The 15,930-nt window shown below is 65.5% G+C and carries 13 protein-coding genes; 5 read left to right on the top strand and 8 right to left on the bottom strand.

Annotated features, from left to right (window positions below; translation table 11 throughout):
• Nucleotide 1: 1 nt before the first annotated feature.
• Nucleotides 2–1,081 (bottom strand): Ppx/GppA phosphatase family protein, encoded by a 1,080-nt coding sequence (locus tag ACPPVR_RS25995; protein WP_426609412.1) that lies wholly within the window; start codon nucleotides 1,079–1,081, stop codon nucleotides 2–4.
• 210 nt (nucleotides 1,082–1,291) lie between these two features.
• Here ACPPVR_RS25995 and ACPPVR_RS26000 point away from each other — a divergent pair, with 210 nt between their 5' ends.
• Nucleotides 1,292–3,664 carry a xanthine dehydrogenase family protein molybdopterin-binding subunit gene (locus ACPPVR_RS26000; protein WP_426609413.1) on the top strand — a complete coding sequence of 791 codons (2,373 nt, stop codon included), beginning with the start codon at nucleotides 1,292–1,294 and terminating at the stop codon, nucleotides 3,662–3,664.
• Nucleotides 3,665–3,854: 190 nt separating this feature from the next.
• Here ACPPVR_RS26000 and ACPPVR_RS26005 read toward each other — a convergent pair whose 3' ends face one another.
• A complete protein-coding gene (locus ACPPVR_RS26005; protein WP_426609414.1) occupies nucleotides 3,855–4,655 on the bottom strand; it encodes a hypothetical protein in 801 nt (266 codons plus the stop codon).
• Between the two features lie 120 nt (nucleotides 4,656–4,775).
• Here ACPPVR_RS26005 and ACPPVR_RS26010 point away from each other — a divergent pair, with 120 nt between their 5' ends.
• The 3 genes from ACPPVR_RS26010 (at nucleotide 4,776) to ACPPVR_RS26020 (ending at nucleotide 8,225) form a co-directional block, all read left to right on the top strand.
• Entirely contained in the window at nucleotides 4,776–5,267 is a 492-nt protein-coding gene (locus ACPPVR_RS26010) for a YaiI/YqxD family protein (protein WP_426609415.1), read from the top strand.
• A gap of 8 nt (nucleotides 5,268–5,275) precedes the next feature.
• Nucleotides 5,276–7,081, top strand: a complete 1,806-nt coding sequence (locus tag ACPPVR_RS26015; protein ID WP_426609416.1) for an ABC-F family ATP-binding cassette domain-containing protein — start codon at nucleotides 5,276–5,278, stop codon at nucleotides 7,079–7,081.
• Between the two features lie 64 nt (nucleotides 7,082–7,145).
• The gene (locus ACPPVR_RS26020) at nucleotides 7,146–8,225 is read left to right on the top strand and encodes a D-TA family PLP-dependent enzyme (RefSeq protein ID WP_426609417.1); all 1,080 of its coding nucleotides are present in this window, start codon (nucleotides 7,146–7,148) and stop codon (nucleotides 8,223–8,225) included.
• Here the strand turns inward: ACPPVR_RS26020 and ACPPVR_RS26025 are convergent.
• Nucleotides 8,222–9,124 (bottom strand): LysR family transcriptional regulator, encoded by a 903-nt coding sequence (locus ACPPVR_RS26025; protein WP_426609418.1) that lies wholly within the window; start codon nucleotides 9,122–9,124, stop codon nucleotides 8,222–8,224. The genes ACPPVR_RS26020 and ACPPVR_RS26025 overlap by 4 nt on opposite strands.
• 93 nt (nucleotides 9,125–9,217) lie before the next feature.
• On the opposite strand from ACPPVR_RS26025, the gene ACPPVR_RS26030 reads away from it, so the two are divergent.
• Nucleotides 9,218–10,435, top strand: coding sequence for an MFS transporter (locus tag ACPPVR_RS26030; protein ID WP_426609419.1), 1,218 nt, complete (start codon nucleotides 9,218–9,220; stop codon nucleotides 10,433–10,435).
• A 39-nt stretch (nucleotides 10,436–10,474) separates the two neighbouring features.
• Here ACPPVR_RS26030 and ACPPVR_RS26035 read toward each other — a convergent pair whose 3' ends face one another.
• The 5 genes from ACPPVR_RS26035 to mmsB form a co-directional block, all read right to left on the bottom strand.
• A complete protein-coding gene (locus ACPPVR_RS26035) occupies nucleotides 10,475–11,653 on the bottom strand; it encodes an NAD(P)/FAD-dependent oxidoreductase (RefSeq protein WP_426609420.1) in 1,179 nt (392 codons plus the stop codon).
• A gap of 38 nt (nucleotides 11,654–11,691) precedes the next feature.
• Nucleotides 11,692–12,609 (bottom strand): SDR family NAD(P)-dependent oxidoreductase, encoded by a 918-nt coding sequence (locus tag ACPPVR_RS26040; protein WP_426609421.1) that lies wholly within the window; start codon nucleotides 12,607–12,609, stop codon nucleotides 11,692–11,694.
• A gap of 223 nt (nucleotides 12,610–12,832) precedes the next feature.
• Nucleotides 12,833–13,312 (bottom strand): MaoC family dehydratase, encoded by a 480-nt coding sequence (locus tag ACPPVR_RS26045; RefSeq protein ID WP_426609422.1) that lies wholly within the window; start codon nucleotides 13,310–13,312, stop codon nucleotides 12,833–12,835.
• Nucleotides 13,313–15,031, bottom strand: coding sequence for an AMP-binding protein (locus ACPPVR_RS26050; RefSeq protein ID WP_426609423.1), 1,719 nt, complete (start codon nucleotides 15,029–15,031; stop codon nucleotides 13,313–13,315).
• Nucleotides 15,031–15,921 carry a 3-hydroxyisobutyrate dehydrogenase gene (gene mmsB, locus ACPPVR_RS26055; RefSeq protein ID WP_426609424.1) on the bottom strand — a complete coding sequence of 297 codons (891 nt, stop codon included), beginning with the start codon at nucleotides 15,919–15,921 and terminating at the stop codon, nucleotides 15,031–15,033. The genes ACPPVR_RS26050 and mmsB overlap by 1 nt, the downstream gene beginning before the upstream one ends.
• Nucleotides 15,922–15,930 lie beyond the last annotated feature (9 nt).

Raw genomic sequence — 15,930 nt, forward strand, 5'->3', positions numbered from 1 at the left:
CTCACCAGCTCCCGAGCGCGCCGTCTTCGCGCATCATCTCGACCAGCATGCCTTCGCGCAGGCCCCGGTCAGCGACGCGCAGGCGCGGCAGCGGAAAGGCGCGGCGGATCGCATCGAGGATGGCGCAGCCGGCCAGCACGAGGTCGGCTCGCTCGATGCTGATGCAGCTGTTGTTCGCGCGCTCCTCATAGCTCATGCCGAGCAACTTGCTGATGGTCGCTGTGATGTCGCAATCGTTCATCCAGATGCTGTCGATGCGGCGGCGATCGTAGCGCGCGAGATTGAGGTGGATGCCGGCCAGCGTCGTCACGGTGCCGGAGGTGCCGAGCAGATGCATGTCGGCGAGATCGCCGCCATGCGCTTCGGCGAACGGCGCGACGTGGTTCGCGACCTCCTGCTCCATGGCGGCATAGATCTCCGGCGTCACGTCGCGGCCGCCGAACTGCTCGGCCAGCGTGACAACGCCAAGCGGGATCGACATCCAGGCCTTGATCTGCGGCTCAGGATTCTGCGCCGCCGGATCGCGCTCGATCCGCACCAGCTCGGTCGAGCCGCCGCCGATGTCGAACAGGATGGCGCCCCGTCCCCTCGGGTCGACCAGCGGCGAGCAGCCGAGCACCGCGAGCCCGGCTTCGGTCTCGCGGTTGATGACTTCGAGCTCGATGCCGGTCTCGGCCGCGACGCGGCTGCGAAAACCTTCCGCATTCGAGGCCGCGCGGCAGGCTTCGGTGGCGATCAGCCGCAGCCGCTTGGCCTTGCGAAGATTGATCTTGTCGCGGCAGATGCTGAGCGCCACGATGGCACGCTCGATCGCGGCCTCGCTGATGCAGCCGGTCGCCGAGACGCCCTCGCCGAGCCGGATGATGCGCGAGAAAGAATCGACCACGCGAAAGCCATCGTTGGTCGGACAGGCGATCAGGAGCCTGCAATTGTTGGTGCCGAGGTCGAGCGCCGCATAGACGCCGGTTCCCGGCGCTTGCGCGGCGACGGCCGGTCCGGGGGCGAACGCCACCGCCGCCATCGACCCCTCGAGCTCACCGTGCGGCGCAAGGCCGTCGCGGAGCCGCGTGTGGTCATTCATACAAACTGTCTTTCCGCGGCCGGTTGGGCCGATCTGGAATTGCTTTTTCGCCTGAAACCTTAGCAGCGCGTCAGCCCTGCGCAACAACGCATCACATGGGACCATGCCCATTCGTGCGTTGTCGTGAACGGGGCGGTGGGTTATTTGAAGAGGACCCGGTCCCCCCAGCGCCCACAAAACGCGCAATCGCCGGCTTTTCAGGTCATTTCCATGCAAGAACACACCAAATCGTCCACGCTCGAAAACGCTATTGCACTGCAAAAATACGGCGTCGGACAGCCCGTCCGCCGCAAGGAGGACGACACGCTGGTGCGCGGCAAGGGCCGCTATACCGACGATTTCAACCTGCCCGGCCAGGCCTATGCCGTGGTCGTCCGCTCGACCCATGCCCATGGGATCATCCGCGGCCTCAAGACAGACGCTGCCAAGGCCCTGCCGGGCGTGCTGGGCGTGTGGACCGGCACGGACCTCGACGCCGCCGGCTATGGCCCTTTCACCTGCGGCCTGCCGCTGAAGAGCCGTGACGGCTCGCCCCTGCTCCAGACCAACCGCCAGCCACTTCCAACCCACAAGGTCAGCTTCGTCGGCGATCCCGTGGCCTTCGTGGTCGCCGAGACGCTGGCTCAGGCGCGCGATGCGGCCGAAGCGGTCGAAGTCGACATCGAGCCGCTGCCGGCGGTGACCGATCCCGAAGAAGCCGCCCAGCCCGGCGCGCCGCAGCTCTACGACCATATCCCCAACAACGTCGCGCTCGACTACCACTATGGCGACATGGAGAAGGTCAACGCGGCCTTTGCCAGCGCCGCACATGTCACCAAGGTCGACATCGAGAACACCCGTGTTGCCGTCGTCTCGATGGAGCCGCGCGTGGGTCTCGCCTCCTACGACAAGACCACCGAGCGCTACACCATCCAGATGCCGACGCAGGGCGTCGCGGGCAATCGCGCCAACCTCGCCAAGAACATGAAGGTGCCGAACGACAAGGTGCGCATCCTCACCCCCAATGTTGGCGGCTCCTTCGGCATGAAGAACGTCAACTATCCCGAGTACATGTGCATCCTGTATGCGGCCAAGGTGCTGGGCCGCCCGGTGAAGTGGCTGGACGAGCGCTCGACCAGCTTCCTCTCCGACAGCCACGGCCGTGCGCAGCGGATTCATGCCGAACTCGCGCTGGATGCCGAGGGGCATTTTCTTGCAGCAAAGCTATCCGGCTACGGCAATCTCGGCGCCTACATCACCGGTGTTGCGCCGGGACCGCTCTCGCTCAATACCGGCAAGAACTTCTCCAGCGTCTACCGCACGCCGCTGATGGGCGTCGACATCAAGACGGTACTGACCAACACCACGCCGATGGGCGCCTATCGCGGCGCCGGACGGCCCGAGGCGAACTATTACATGGAGCGGCTGATCGACCGCGCCGCCGACGAGATGGGCATCAACCGGCTGACCATGCGCAAGCGCAATTTCATCAAGCCGAACCAGATGCCGTTCCCGGCTTCCTCGGGTGTCACCTATGACAGCGGCGACTTCCAGGCCGTCTTCAACAAGGCCCTCGACATCTCCGACCACGAGAACTTTGCCAAGCGCAAGAAGGAGAGCAGGAAGACCGGCAAGCTGCGCGGCATCGCGGTAGGCTCCTATCTCGAGGTCACGGCGCCGCCGAGCCCCGAGCTCGGCAAGATCGTGTTCGACCCCGATGGCAGCGTGCAGCTCGTCACCGGCACGCTCGACTACGGCCAGGGCCACGCGACGCCGTTCGCCCAGGTGCTGTGCGCGCAGTTAGGGGTGCCCTTCGAGAGCGTCAAGCTCGTGCAGGGCGACAGCGATATCGTCCACACTGGCAACGGCACAGGCGGCTCGCGCTCGATCACGGCGACCGGACAAGCCATCGTGGAATCCTCAAGGCTCGTGATCGAAAAGGGCAAGCGCGCCGCCGCGCATATGCTGGAGGCCTCCGAGGCCGACATCGAATTCGCCGACGGCAGTTTTACCATCGCCGGCACCGACCGCAGCATCGACATCATGGAGCTCGCCAAACGCCTGCATGACGGCAAGATGCCGGATGGCGTGCCTGATAGCCTCGACGTCGACCACACCAGCGAGCCGGTCCCCTCCGCCTTCCCGAACGGCTGCCATGTCGCCGAGGTCGAGGTCGATCCCGAGACCGGCGTGGTGCAGATCGTGCGCTACAGCGCCGTGAACGATTTCGGCACGGTGATCAATCCGCTGCTGGTTGAGGGCCAGCTCCATGGCGGCGTCGTCCAGGGCATCGGACAAGCGCTGATGGAGCATGTTCGCTACGACGAGGGCGGCCAGCCGATCACGGGCTCGCTGATGGACTACGCGCTGCCGCGCGCCGAGGATGTGCCATTCATGGCGGTCGGCGATCACCCGGTGCCCGCAAAGAGCAATCCGCTGGGCACCAAGGGCTGCGGCGAAGCCGGCTGCGCCGGTAGCCTATCGACGGTCGTCAACGCAGTGGTCGACGCGCTTTCCGATTACGGCATCAAGCACATCGACATGCCGCTGACCCCGGAGCGGGTGTGGCGCGCGATCCAGGACGCGAAGGGGACGGCGGCGTAAGTGACTCAGAAGGACGCTCGCAGCCTCCACACGCACAACTGTCATCGCCCGCCTTGTGCGCAATTGCGCACTGGGGCGGGCGATCCAGTACTCCGAGACAGTGCGAGGATACTGAGAAGCCGCGACGTACTGGATGCCCCGCCTTCGCGGGGCATGACACCGTGTTTGTAGCAACGGGCTTGCCCCTTCCCTACGCTGCCGCCTGCTCGCGCGGCTGATAGATCGCGATGTGCTGGCAATGGGCGAGCGGTGTCTTGCCGTTGGCGACCACCAGCGCGTCGAGCTCGACGAAGCGGTGGCCCTTCTTCTCGTAGTTCGCGGTGACTTTTGCGCGCGCGGCGATCTCGTCAGTGGCCTGCGCCGGCGACAGCAATTGCATGCGGCTACCGACATGAATCCACGGACCCAAAATCGTGTTGTCCACCAGCACGCGGTTCATGACGCGCTGGATCAGGCCTGGATGGCCGAGCCCCTCGCGCGCGAAGATCGGATCAGTTTCCCGGATGTCGGCGAGATAGCCGGTCGCGTCTTGCCCGGCCCAGCGGCGCGGCATCGTGCCGAACCATTTGCCAATTTCAAAAGTCGCCGGGCTGACCGGCTTGCGCTCGGCCACGGCAGGGACCTCGACATAGTCGCTCAATGAAACCGCAGGCGACGCCTCCAGCAGCGACGCCGTCCCGGTCGCGCAGAGCTCGCTGCGGCTGAACACCTCGATCGTCAGCAGGCCATTGTGCTCGGTCGCATCGACATCGGCGGTCTCACCGTCATAGACCGGCTTGACGAAGCGCGCCTCGATCAGCCCGCGCGACAGGAAATCGCGGCCCCAGCGCGCGACCGGCACATGCATCATATAGGCGAAGACATCGACACCCGGGACCAGCCCACCGGAAAAGCCGAAGCGACGCGCCACCGTGTCGTCATGCATCTTGTTTTCGGACTGTTTGGCGGTGTTGTAAGCCGCGACGCGGTAGGTTTCGATCCGGTTCGGCATGGCTGCGCTTTCCCTAAGTTCTTGCCCTGTATTCTTGTTGTTTCGGGGCCGATCGTAGGCCTCGCGGAACTGGGGTCAATCCCCTCGCATTTGGCGCCCGAATGGGTTACCACGCCGCGAATGACTGACACTCCCACCCGCATCTATGTCGACGCCGACGCCTGTCCCGTGAAGGACGAGATCTACCGCGTCGCGGGCCGGCACGGCCTGCCTGTGAGCGTGGTGGCCGGCAATTTCATCCGCGTGCCACAGGATCCCCTGATCGAGCGGATTGCGGCCGGCGCCGGCATGGACGCGGCTGACGACTGGATCGCGGAGCGCGCCAAGCCTGGCGACGTCGTCGTGACCTCCGACATTCCGCTGGCGAGCCGCTGCGTGAAGGCAGGCGCCGACGTGATCGCACCGAACGGCAAGCCGTTCACCGAAGAATCAATCGGCATGACGCTCGCGGTCCGCAACTTGATGACGGATTTGCGCTCGGCCGGCGAAGTCACCGGCGGCCCCCGCTCGTTCGCACCGCGCGACCGCTCGACGTTCCTGTCGACGCTCGACCAGACCATCCGCCATATCCAGCGCCGCAGCGCCGATCAGGCCGCAACAAGACAGGACTGAGACACCGCATGGCGCCCCCGCTGATTCAATTGCGCGATATCAATCTGACCTTTGGCGGCACGCCGCTCCTGGCTGGCGTCGAACTGTCGGTTTCGAGCAGCGAGCGCGTCTGCCTGATCGGCCGCAACGGTTCCGGCAAATCGACGCTGCTCAAGATCGCCGCCGGCCTGGTCGAACCTGATGGCGGCAGCCGTTTCGTGCAGCCCGGCGCCACCATCCGCTACCTGCCGCAGGAGCCCGATTTTTCCGGCTTCTCCACCACGCTGGCCTACGTCGAGGCCGGCCTCAATGCCGGCGACGATCACTATCAGGCGCGCTATTTGGTCGAGCAGCTCGGTCTCAGCGGCGAAGAAGATCCGGCGCATGTCTCCGGAGGCGAAGCGCGCCGCACCGCGCTGGCGCGCGTGCTCGCGCCCTCGCCCGATATCCTGCTGCTGGACGAGCCGACCAACCATCTGGATCTTCCGACCATCGAATGGCTGGAGGCCGAACTGGAGAGCCGCCGCTGCGCGCTGGTGATCATCAGCCACGATCGGCGCTTCCTGTCCAACCTGTCGCGCAGCACCGCCTGGCTCGACCGCGGCCAGATCCGGCAGATCGACCGCGGCTTCAGTGCCTTTGAGGCCTGGCGCGACGAGGTGCTCGCGGAAGAAGAGCGCGACCAGCACAAGCTCGACCGCAAGATCGTCAACGAGGAGCACTGGTTGCGCTACGGCGTCTCGGGCCGCCGCAAGCGCAACGTCAAGCGGCTCGGCAATTTGCACGCGCTGCGCGACCAGCGGCGCGACTATCGCGGCGCGACGGGCAATGCCAACCTCGCGGCCGCCGAAGCCGACAAGTCCGGCAAGCTCGTCATCGAGGCGAAGAATATCAGCCGGTCCTATGGTGAGCGAAAGATCGTCGACGACTTCTCGATCCGCGTCCAGCGCGGCGACCGCATCGGCATCGTCGGCCCGAACGGCGCCGGTAAGACCACGCTGATCGAGATGCTGACCGGCGGCAGCGCACCGGACAGCGGCAGCATCCGCCTCGGCGCCAACATCGAGATGGCGACGCTCGACCAGCATCGCGAAAGTCTCGATCCCAAGTCGACACTGGCCGAGGCGCTGACCGGCGGCCGCGGCGACCATGTCATGGTCGGCGGCAAGCCGAAGCATGTCGTCAGCTACATGAAGGACTTTTTGTTCGCCCAGGAACAGATGCGCACGCCGCTCGAGGTGCTTTCCGGGGGCGAGCGTGGCCGGCTGATGCTGGCACGCGCGCTCGCAAAGCCGTCCAACCTCCTGGTGCTGGACGAGCCGACCAACGACCTCGACCTCGAGACCCTCGACGTCCTCGAGGAAATGCTCGGCGACTACGAGGGCACCGTGATTCTGATCAGCCATGATCGCGACTTTCTCGACCGCGTGGTGACGTCGGTGATCGTGCCCGAGGGCAACGGACGCTGGCTCGAATATGCCGGCGGTTACACCGACATGCTGGCCCAGCGCGGCGCCGACGTGAAGCGCGCGACGGCAAAGGTCGCCGAAGAGAAGAAAGAGCAGCGGTCAGTGGCGCCTTCTGGAGCGACGAAACGACGGTTGACCTTCAACGAGCAGCATGCGCTGGAGACGTTGCCCAAGACCATCGCCAAGCTGCAGTCCGAGATCGCCAAGCAACAGCGCTTCCTTGACGACCCCGATCTCTTCCGCAGGGATCGCAAGCGCTTCGACCAGGCCTCTGACGCTCTGACGAAAGCGCAAAAGGAACTGGCCGAGGCCGAGGACAAATGGCTGGAGCTCGAAGTGCGGCGCGAAGAAATCGAACAGGCCTAGCGCGCATTCCGCAAAAGTGGACACCGGTTTTGCGATCAGAATACGCGCCAACCAAGAGACTTCCATGACCACTCCCCTTGCCGCCAAGATCGCCCGTGAATATGGCACGCCCTGCGCTGTCATCGACATGGACAAGGTCGAGCGCAACATCGCGCGGATCCAGAAGGCCTGCGATGACGCCGGTGTCGCCAACCGCCCGCACATCAAGACGCACAAGAATCCGACCATCGCGAAGATGCAGGTCGCGGCCGGCGCCAAGGGCATCACCTGCCAGAAGCTCGGCGAAGCCGAGATCATGGCCAATGCCGGCATCGACGACATCCTGATCAGCTACAATCTCCTGGGCGAGGAGAAGATGGCACGCCTCGGCGCGCTCCAGGCGAAGGCCAACATGACGGTCGCCGCCGACAATTCGACCGTCGTCGCCGGCCTGCCCAAGGCCGCTGCTGCTTCCGGCCGCCCGCTCTCGGTCGTGGTCGAATGCGACACGGGGCGCAAGCGCGCCGGCGTCGAGACGCCGGCCGAGGCGATTGCGCTGGCACGCGAGATCGCGGCGTCCAAGCGACTGCACTTTGCCGGCTTCATGCTCTACCCGACCGAGACCGGCTGGACCGAGGCGCAAAAATTCTACGACGAGGCGCTGGCCGGCGTGCGCGCGCACGGGCTCGAGGCCACCATCGTCTCGACCGGCGGCACGCCGAACCTGAAGAATATCGGCAAGCTCAAGGGCGGCACCGAGCATCGCTTCGGCACCTATATCTATAACGACCGCATGCAGGTCGCGGCGGGCTCTGCCACCTGGGACGACTGCGCGCTGCACATCTATTCGACGGTGGTGAGCCGCGCCGCGCCAGAGCGCGGTATCCTTGACGCGGGCTCGAAGACGCTGACCACCGACACCGGCGGCCTCGACGGCCACGGCCTGATCCTGGAGCATCCCGAAGCCAAGATCGCGCGCTTCGCCGAGGAGCACGGCTTTCTCGATCTCTCCCGCAGCAACACGCGCCCCAATGTCGGCGACATCGTCCGCATCGTGCCCAATCATGTCTGCGTCGTCGTCAACATGATGGACGAGGTGGTGATGGTCCGCGGCGAGGAGATCATCGGCACGCTGCCGGTGGCCGCGCGGGGCAAGCTGCGCTAACCACCGACCAGCGCCTGGAGCTCGCAGGTAAGCCCATCGCGAAAAAGCTTGATCGGCCGCTCCAGACGGCCGGCAGGCGCGCGATGCACGATCCATGCGCGCACGGCGGGTTTGAAGTCGCGCGCAACAACCGGCTTGAGCTTGTCGCGAAACGCGCTGCGCTTCAGGGCAATCGGGGTCACCAGCCCGACGCCGAGGCCGCGCGACACCAGCGACAACCGAAGCTCGCTGTCCAGCGCCTCGACAGCGATGTTAAACGGCAGATGCTCAGCATCGAATTTTCGCTTCAGCGTGTCGCGGAATCCGCAGCCGTCCTGGTTGATCACCCAGGATAGCTGCGACAGCCGTTCGAAATCGACGATGCGCGGGATCTTCAAGTCGCGCGCGACGACGAACACGACGGGCTGGGCGCCGAGATCGTCGGCGGCGAGATCCGCAGGCGGCACCGCGCCGTCAGGCAGACAGATCGCGGCCGCATCGAGCTCGTTGCGGCTGACACGTTCGAGCTGGTTCGGCGACCAGCCGGAGACGACACGCACGGCCAGCGCGGGAAATTCGGCGCGCACCGCATCGAGCGGTCCGGTCAGCCCCGCCTCCGAGAGAAACGGCGTCAGGCCGAGCCTGAACTCGCCGCGCACCACGCCGTCATTGGCGACGCCCGACTTGAGATCGTCGAGCATCCTGAGCAGACGCCGGCCCTGCTCATAGGCCTCGTGGCCCGCCGCCGTCGGCTTTAGCGGTTTTGACAGCCGGTCCAGAAGCTGCGCGCCCAGCATCTCTTCGAGATTCTGGATGCGCCGGGTCACGCCGGGCTGCGTGAGATTGAGGCGCGCTGAGGCCGCCACGATCGATCCAGTCTCGACCACGGCGACGAAGGCGACAAGGTCATGGGTGTTCATAACAAACTCGCATATTCTTTATAGGCTTATTTGAATTGTAGCATATTAAACCAGCCGCTTAAAGGGAATCCGCACTGAGCCTTGCGAGGTCCCATGACGATTTCCGACACCACCAAGCTTGCGTCCCGAAACCAGCTCGCCGAGCGGCCCTTGATCTGGCTTGGCGCCATCACCACCGGCGTCGTCGTCACCAATCTGTTCGCGCCGCAGATCCTGCTCGGGCTGATCGGGCGCTCATTGTCGATGCCCGAATGGCAGGCCGGCCTGATCAGCACGCTGACGATGCTCGGCTACGCGCTCGGCCTCGTGTTGCTCGTGCCCCTGGTCGATCTCGTCGAGAACCGGCGCGTCATTCTGTGTACGCTCGGCTGTGCCATCGTTGCTGCCCTTGCCACGGCGTTCGCGCCGACGCCCTCGCTGCTGCTGCTTGCCACCTTCGTCCTCGGCGCTTCCTGCGCGGCGATCCAGATGATGGTCCCGCTGGTTGCATCCATGGTGGCGCCGGATCGCCGCGGACAGGCCATCGGTGAAGTGATGAGCGGATTGATGATCGGCATCCTGCTGTCACGGCCTGCGACGAGCCTGATCGCCGACCTCTGGAGCTGGCGCGCCTATTATGTCGTCTCGGCCGTCCTGATGGCGCTGCTTGCTGGCGCGCTGGCACGCTTTCTTCCAACGCTTCAGCCGACGGCCCGCGCGAGCTACGTCGAATTGCTGCGGTCCTTTCCGAGGCTGCTGCGCGAAGAGCCGGTGCTACGCGTGCGCGCCTGGACCGCATCGCTGGTCATGGCCTCCTTCACCGCGTTCTGGTCGGCGGTCGCGCTGCGGCTGCCGGAAGCGCCGTTCGGCCTCGATGCCAGGGGAATTGCCGCCTTCGCGCTGATCGGCGTCGCCGGTGCGGCCGCGACGCCGATGGCCGGCCGCTGGGGCGACAAGGGCTGGGCACGGCCGCTGTTTCTTGCGGCGCATCTGCTCGTCATCGGCTCGCTCGCGCTCTGTGCCTGGGCCGGCGCACTGGAGTCGCGCATCGCCGCGCTGTTCGTGCTGAGCCTCGGCACGATCCTGCTCGACGTCGGCATCACTACCGACCAGACCTTGGGCCGCCGCGCCATCAACCTTTTGCGCCCCGAGGCACGCGGCCGCATGAACGGCCTGTTCGTCGCGCTGTTCTTCATCGGCGGCGGCGTCGGCGCCGCGTCAGCATCGCTGGCCTGGAGCTTTGGCGGCTGGACGTTGGTCTGCGCGGTGGCGGCGGGCTTCGGTGTGCTCGGGCTGATCACGGATCTCGTGACGAGGACGGGGACGTCGTGAGCGACATGGTGGGCACGGCGCATCGCGCCTTTGCCCACCCTACGATTTAGCAAGCCACGCCAGCACGCCCCTGCCCGCGGCCGCACCTGTCGCGAATGACGCCTGGAGCAGATAGCCGCCGGTTGGCGCCTCCCAGTCCAGCATCTCGCCGGCGGCGAAAATGCCCGGCACACGGCGCAGCATGAAGTCTTCATCGAGCTCGTCGAAGGCGACCCCGCCTGCGGTCGAGATCGCGCGATCGATCGGGGCGACGCCGGTGAGCTGAACCGGAATTGCGTTGATCAGGTGTGCCAAATCGGCCGGCGAGAACGACGCCAGCGGGCGGCCGGATGCGATGGCGGCCTCCTGCATCAGGCCGATGCCGACCGGCGACACTTGCGCGGCCTTGCGCAGGAAATTCGCGAGCGATTGCTTGCCGCGCGTGCCCGACAGCCGCGTGGTCAGAGCGTCGGCGCTGAGGTCGGGCCGCAGCGCGATCGTAAGTCGCGCCTGTCCGATGCCCAGCACCGCCTCGCGCAGTTCCGCCGACAACGCGTAGATCGCACCACCTTCGATGCCGCTGCGGGTGACCATCGCTTCGCCGCGCACCGTGTGTGCACCGATCGTCAGCGCCACGCCCTTGAGCGGCTGGCCCTCGAAACGATCACGAAATACATCGGACCATGCGACCGTGAAACCGGAATTAGCCGGCCGCAGCTTCGAGACGGCAATGCCCTTTGCCGCAAAGATATCGGCCCAGCCGCCGTCCGAGCCGAGCCGCGGCCAGCTTGCGCCGCCGAGCGCAAGCACGGTTGCCTTGGCTTCGATTGCCCGTTGCCCCTCGGTGGTGCGAAACAGTAACCGCCCCTGCTCGTCCAATCCGGTCCAGCGATGGCGAAAGGCAAAGCGCACCCCGGCGGCATCGAGCCGGCGCAGCCAGGCGCGCAGTAAGGGCGAGGCCTTGAACGCTTTTGGGAAGACGCGCCCGCTGGTGCCGACGAAGGTCGGTTCGCCGAGCGCATCGCTCCAGGCACGCAGTGCGTCGGGTGAAAACGCCTCGATCGCCGCCTTCAGCTTCGGCGCCGCCTCGCGATAGCGTGCCATGAACTGCGAAAATGGCTCGCTGTGGGTGAGATTGAGGCCGCCACGGCCGGCCATCAGGAATTTGCGGCCCGCAGACGGCATCGCGTCGTAGATGGTGACGCGGGCGCCGCCCTGCGCCAATACCTCGGCCGCCATCAGCCCGGCGGGACCTGCGCCGATGACGGCGACGTCCGTCAGAGCTTTATTCCTGCGCGTGCCGCAGCCTGCGCGACGTATTTCTGCGTCTGCTCGAACGCGCCCTGCAACGCCCTCGCGTTCGACATGTCGCTGATCTCGGCGAAATGCGCGGCGACCGCATCCGGCGTCCATTCGGACTCCGGCAGGTTGATGCCCTCGCTCTCGACGATCTTGATCACGGCGAAGGAGCCGGCACCGGCGCCCATGATGGTGCGGGTCGGCGCATCCTCGCTCAGCATGTATTCGACCGCGGGCGTGATCGCGTTCGGCTTCATCAGCTGCAGCGCCTGCGGCGGCAGCAGCTCTTCCGTCATGCGGGTCGCCGCCGTCGGCGAAATGATGTTGACGCGGATGTTGGTCTTGCGGCCTTCCTCGGCCAGCACGTTCATGAGCCCGACCATGCCGGACTTGGCCGCACCGTAATTGGCCTGGCCGAAATTGCCGTAGAGGCCGGAGGACGAGGTTGTCAGCACGATGCGGCCGTAATTGCGGTCGCGCATGCCGGCCCAGGCCGCCTTGCAGCAGTAGAAAGTGCCGATGAGGTGCACGTCGAGCACCTTCTGGAAATCGGCGGCCTCCATCTTGCCGAACGACTTGTCGCGCAGGATGCCGGCATTGGCGCACATCAGGTCGACGCTGCCCCACTCCTTGGTGGCGCGCTCGACCATCGCGGTGACCTGCTCGAAATTCGAGACGTCGGCGCCGTCCGCGATCGCGGTGCCCCCGGCCTTGCGGATCTCCTCGACCACGGCTTCCGCCGGCGACAGCGAGCCGCCGCTGCCGTCGCGCGCGCCGCCGAAATCGTTGACGACGACCTTGGCGCCGCGGCTGGCCAGTCCCAGCGCATGCGCGCGTCCGAGACCATTGCCCGCGCCGGTGACGATGGCGACGCGTCCGTCAAACCTGATTGCCATTGTGCTTCCTTTCTTCCTTCTCCCCTTGCGGGAGAAGGTGGCGCGCAAGCGCCGGATGAGGGGTCTCTCTCGGCAGATGAGCGCGTGGAGAGATACCCCTCACCCGGCTTTATCTCGCTCCGCTCGATTTCGCCACCCTCTCCCACAAGGGGAGAGGGTGCACCGAGCGCGATTTGGTAAGCTTTTGAGCAGCGATGGATGGCCGGGTCAAGCCCGGCCCAGCCTAGGCGAAATAGATCAACCCCAGCCACTCCGCGACCAGCGCGGGCTTGTCCTCGCCTTCGATCTCTACCGTGACATTGGTGCGGGACTGAAGTTCATTAGCCTTGCGCAATTTGGCTTCCGCTAGCACAAAGCGGCCGCGGACGCGCTTGCCCGAACGCACCGGCGAGATGAAGCGCAGCTTGTCGAAGCCGTAATTCACGCCCATCGTGGTGCCCGCGATCACCGGCATCACCTCATAGGACATGATCGACAACAGCGACATCGTCAGGAACCCGTGCGCGATCGTGGTGCCGAACGCCGTTTCCTTCTTCGCTCGCTCCGGATCGACATGAATGAACTGGTGATCCTCGATCACGTCGGCATAGGTATCGATGCGCGGCTGATCGACCAGGTGCCACGACGACACGCCGATCTCCTTGCCGACCATGGCCTGATAGGCGTCCAGCGTGATCGGCGGCTTCTTCCAGACTTCGTTCACTTAGGTCTCACTCCGTGTTTTCGGCAGCTCCGGAAAATCCTCTTCCCGGAATTCGCGACCGCGCAGGGGATCGTTGCGGTCGTCGTCGCGCTCCAAGCGGCGTAGCTGAACGCGGCGGATTTTTCCAGAAATCGTCTTCGGCAGCTCGGCGACGATCTCGAGGCGGCGGATGCGCTTGAATGGCGCAAGGCGCGTGTGGAGGTGCTTGAAGATGGAGAGCGCGGTCTCGGGTGAGCGCTCCGCGCCCGAGGTCAGCAGCACAAAGGCCTTGGGGATCGCGAGCCGGATCGGATCCGGGCTCGGCACCACGGCGGCCTCCGCCACCAGTTCATGCTCGAGCAGAACACTTTCCAGCTCGAACGGGCTGATGCGATAGTCTGACGATTTGAAGACATCGTCGGAGCGGCCGACGAAGGTGAGATAGCCATCCTCGTCCTCGAAAACGACGTCACCGCTGCGATAGAGCTCGCCTTCGGCACCGGACAACTGGCCGTCGTCGCCCTGATAGCCCTGCATCAGGCCTGCGGGACGGTCAGTGCCCAGCACCAGCGCCACCTCGCCTTCCTTTGCAGGGTTGCCGTCGGAATCGCTGACCTGCACGCGATAGCCCGGCAGTGGCCGGCCCATCGAGCCAATCTTGATCTTTTGCCCGGGCGAGTTGCCGGCAAGCGCCGTGGTCTCGGTCTGGCCGTAGCCGTCGCGGATGGTGAGGCCCCAGGCCGCCTGCACCTGATCGATCACCTCCGGATTGAGCGGCTCGCCGGCGCCGCAGACCTCGCGCAAGGCCACCTTGAAGGCAGCGAGGTTCTCCTGAATGAACAGCCGCCACACCGTCGGCGGCGCGCACAGCGTGGTGACGCCGCAGCGGCCGATGGTGGCAAGCAGCCCCTTGGCGTCAAAGCGCGGCTGGTTGACCACAAACACGGTCGCGCCGGCATTCCAAGGCGCAAAGAAGCAGCTCCAGGCGTGCTTGGCCCAGCCGGGCGATGAGATGTTGAGATGGATGTCGCCGGGCTTCAGGCCGATCCAGTACATGGTCGAGAGATGGCCGACGGGGTAGCTGCGCTGGCTATGCAGCACGAGCTTTGGTTTTGCGGTGGTGCCCGAGGTGAAATAGAGCAGCATCGGGTCGTCGGCGTTGGTCGCACCGTCCGGCGCAAAACTCTCCGGAGCTTTCGCCGCATCATCATACGACATCCAGCCATCGGACGCCGCACCGACCACGATGCGGACGACGTTCTCGGCACCAAGGCGCGCGAATTTCGCGACTTGGTCCTGTGCGGCCACCACCGCTTTCGCCTTACCGCGATCGAGCCGGTCGCGGAGTTCATCGGCAGTGAGCAGCGTGGTGGCGGGAATGACGACGACGCCGAGCTTCATCGCTGCCAGCATCGTCTCCCATAGCGGAACGACATTGCCGAGCAGCAACAGCAGATGATCGCCACGCTTCAAGCCTTGCGCGCGGAGGAAGTTTGCGACCTGGTTCGAGCGCCTCGACAGCGCCGCGAAGGAGAGCTTGGTCTGCCGGTCCTGCGCAGCATCGACGATCCAGAGCGCGGGAAGGTCCCTGCTCTCCGCGTGCTTTGCCAACTCGGCGTCGAACCAGTCGAGCGCCCAGTTGAAGGGAACCGGATCGGGCCAGCGGAAACCTTTGACCGCGGTCTCGTAATCCGTGCGCTGATCAAGCAGAAACGCGCGCGCTTCCTGAAATGTCGTCATCAAGTTTTCCCGGCCAGCCCCCTAACGTGCTTGATAATTCCGGAAAAATCCACCCCGCCCTGGCCTGCCTTATCGAAGGCCTGATAGATCTCCTGCGCATGCTGGCCGAGCGGCGTTGCCGCGCCCGCGGCCTTCGCGGCGTCCTGTGCCAGCGTCAGGTCCTTCACCATCAGCGCCGACGCAAACCCGGGCTTGTAGTCGTTATTGGCAGGCGAGGTCGGCACCGGACCCGGCACTGGGCAATAGGTCGTCAATGACCAGCACTGGCCCGACGAGGTCGAGGCGACGTCGAACAACGCCTGATGCGAGAGCCCAAGCTTTTCGCCCAGCGCAAACGCCTCGCTCACCGCGATCATGGAAATGCCGAGGATCATGTTGTTGCAGATTTTTGCCGCCTGCCCCGCGCCGTCGCCGCCGCAATGGACGATTTTCTTGCCCATGTTTTCCAGCACGGGCTTCGCCGCCGCGAACGCCTTATCGTCGCCGCCGCACATGAAGGTGAGCGTTCCGCCCTTGGCGCCGCCGGTGCCGCCGGAGACGGGCGCGTCGACCGAGAGCACACCGTGCTTGGCGGCGAGCGCATGCGCTTGACGCGCGCTCTCGACGTCGATGGTGGAGCTATCGATGATCAGCGCGCCCTTGGTCATGGCGGGAACGACCTCGTTCCAGACTCCGAGCACATGCTTGCCGGCCGGCAGCATGGTGACGACGACATCGGCGCCCTTCACCGCGCCTGACGCGCTGTCGGCGATGCCGGCGCCGTCGGCCTTGGCTTGCGCGCGCGGGGCTTCAGTGAGGTCGAACGCCACCACCTTGTGGCCGGCCTTGACCAGATTGGCCGCCATCGGGCCGCCCATATTGCCGAGACCGATGAATGCGATCGTGGCCATCTTCGTTTC

Origin of the sequence: Bradyrhizobium sp. McL0616 (assembly GCF_049993385.1) — a bacterium.
GTDB lineage: Bacteria > Pseudomonadota > Alphaproteobacteria > Rhizobiales > Xanthobacteraceae > Bradyrhizobium.

Bases quoted from the DNA above. Each gene is read 5' to 3' on its own strand.
- ACPPVR_RS25995 (WP_426609412.1), bottom strand. From the start codon at position 1,081: ATGAATGACCACACGCGGCTCCGCGACGGCCTTGCGCCGCACGGTGAG.
- ACPPVR_RS26000 (WP_426609413.1), top strand. From the start codon at position 1,292: ATGCAAGAACACACCAAATCGTCCACGCTCGAAAACGCTATTGCACTG.
- ACPPVR_RS26005 (WP_426609414.1), bottom strand. From the start codon at position 4,655: ATGCCGAACCGGATCGAAACCTACCGCGTCGCGGCTTACAACACCGCC.
- ACPPVR_RS26010 (WP_426609415.1), top strand. From the start codon at position 4,776: ATGACTGACACTCCCACCCGCATCTATGTCGACGCCGACGCCTGTCCC.
- ACPPVR_RS26015 (WP_426609416.1), top strand. From the start codon at position 5,276: ATGGCGCCCCCGCTGATTCAATTGCGCGATATCAATCTGACCTTTGGC.
- ACPPVR_RS26020 (WP_426609417.1), top strand. From the start codon at position 7,146: ATGACCACTCCCCTTGCCGCCAAGATCGCCCGTGAATATGGCACGCCC.
- ACPPVR_RS26025 (WP_426609418.1), bottom strand. From the start codon at position 9,124: ATGAACACCCATGACCTTGTCGCCTTCGTCGCCGTGGTCGAGACTGGA.
- ACPPVR_RS26030 (WP_426609419.1), top strand. From the start codon at position 9,218: ATGACGATTTCCGACACCACCAAGCTTGCGTCCCGAAACCAGCTCGCC.
- ACPPVR_RS26035 (WP_426609420.1), bottom strand. From the start codon at position 11,653: ATGGCGGCCGAGGTATTGGCGCAGGGCGGCGCCCGCGTCACCATCTAC.
- ACPPVR_RS26040 (WP_426609421.1), bottom strand. From the start codon at position 12,609: ATGGCAATCAGGTTTGACGGACGCGTCGCCATCGTCACCGGCGCGGGC.
- ACPPVR_RS26050 (WP_426609423.1), bottom strand. From the start codon at position 15,031: ATGACGACATTTCAGGAAGCGCGCGCGTTTCTGCTTGATCAGCGCACG.
- mmsB (WP_426609424.1), bottom strand. From the start codon at position 15,921: ATGGCCACGATCGCATTCATCGGTCTCGGCAATATGGGCGGCCCGATG.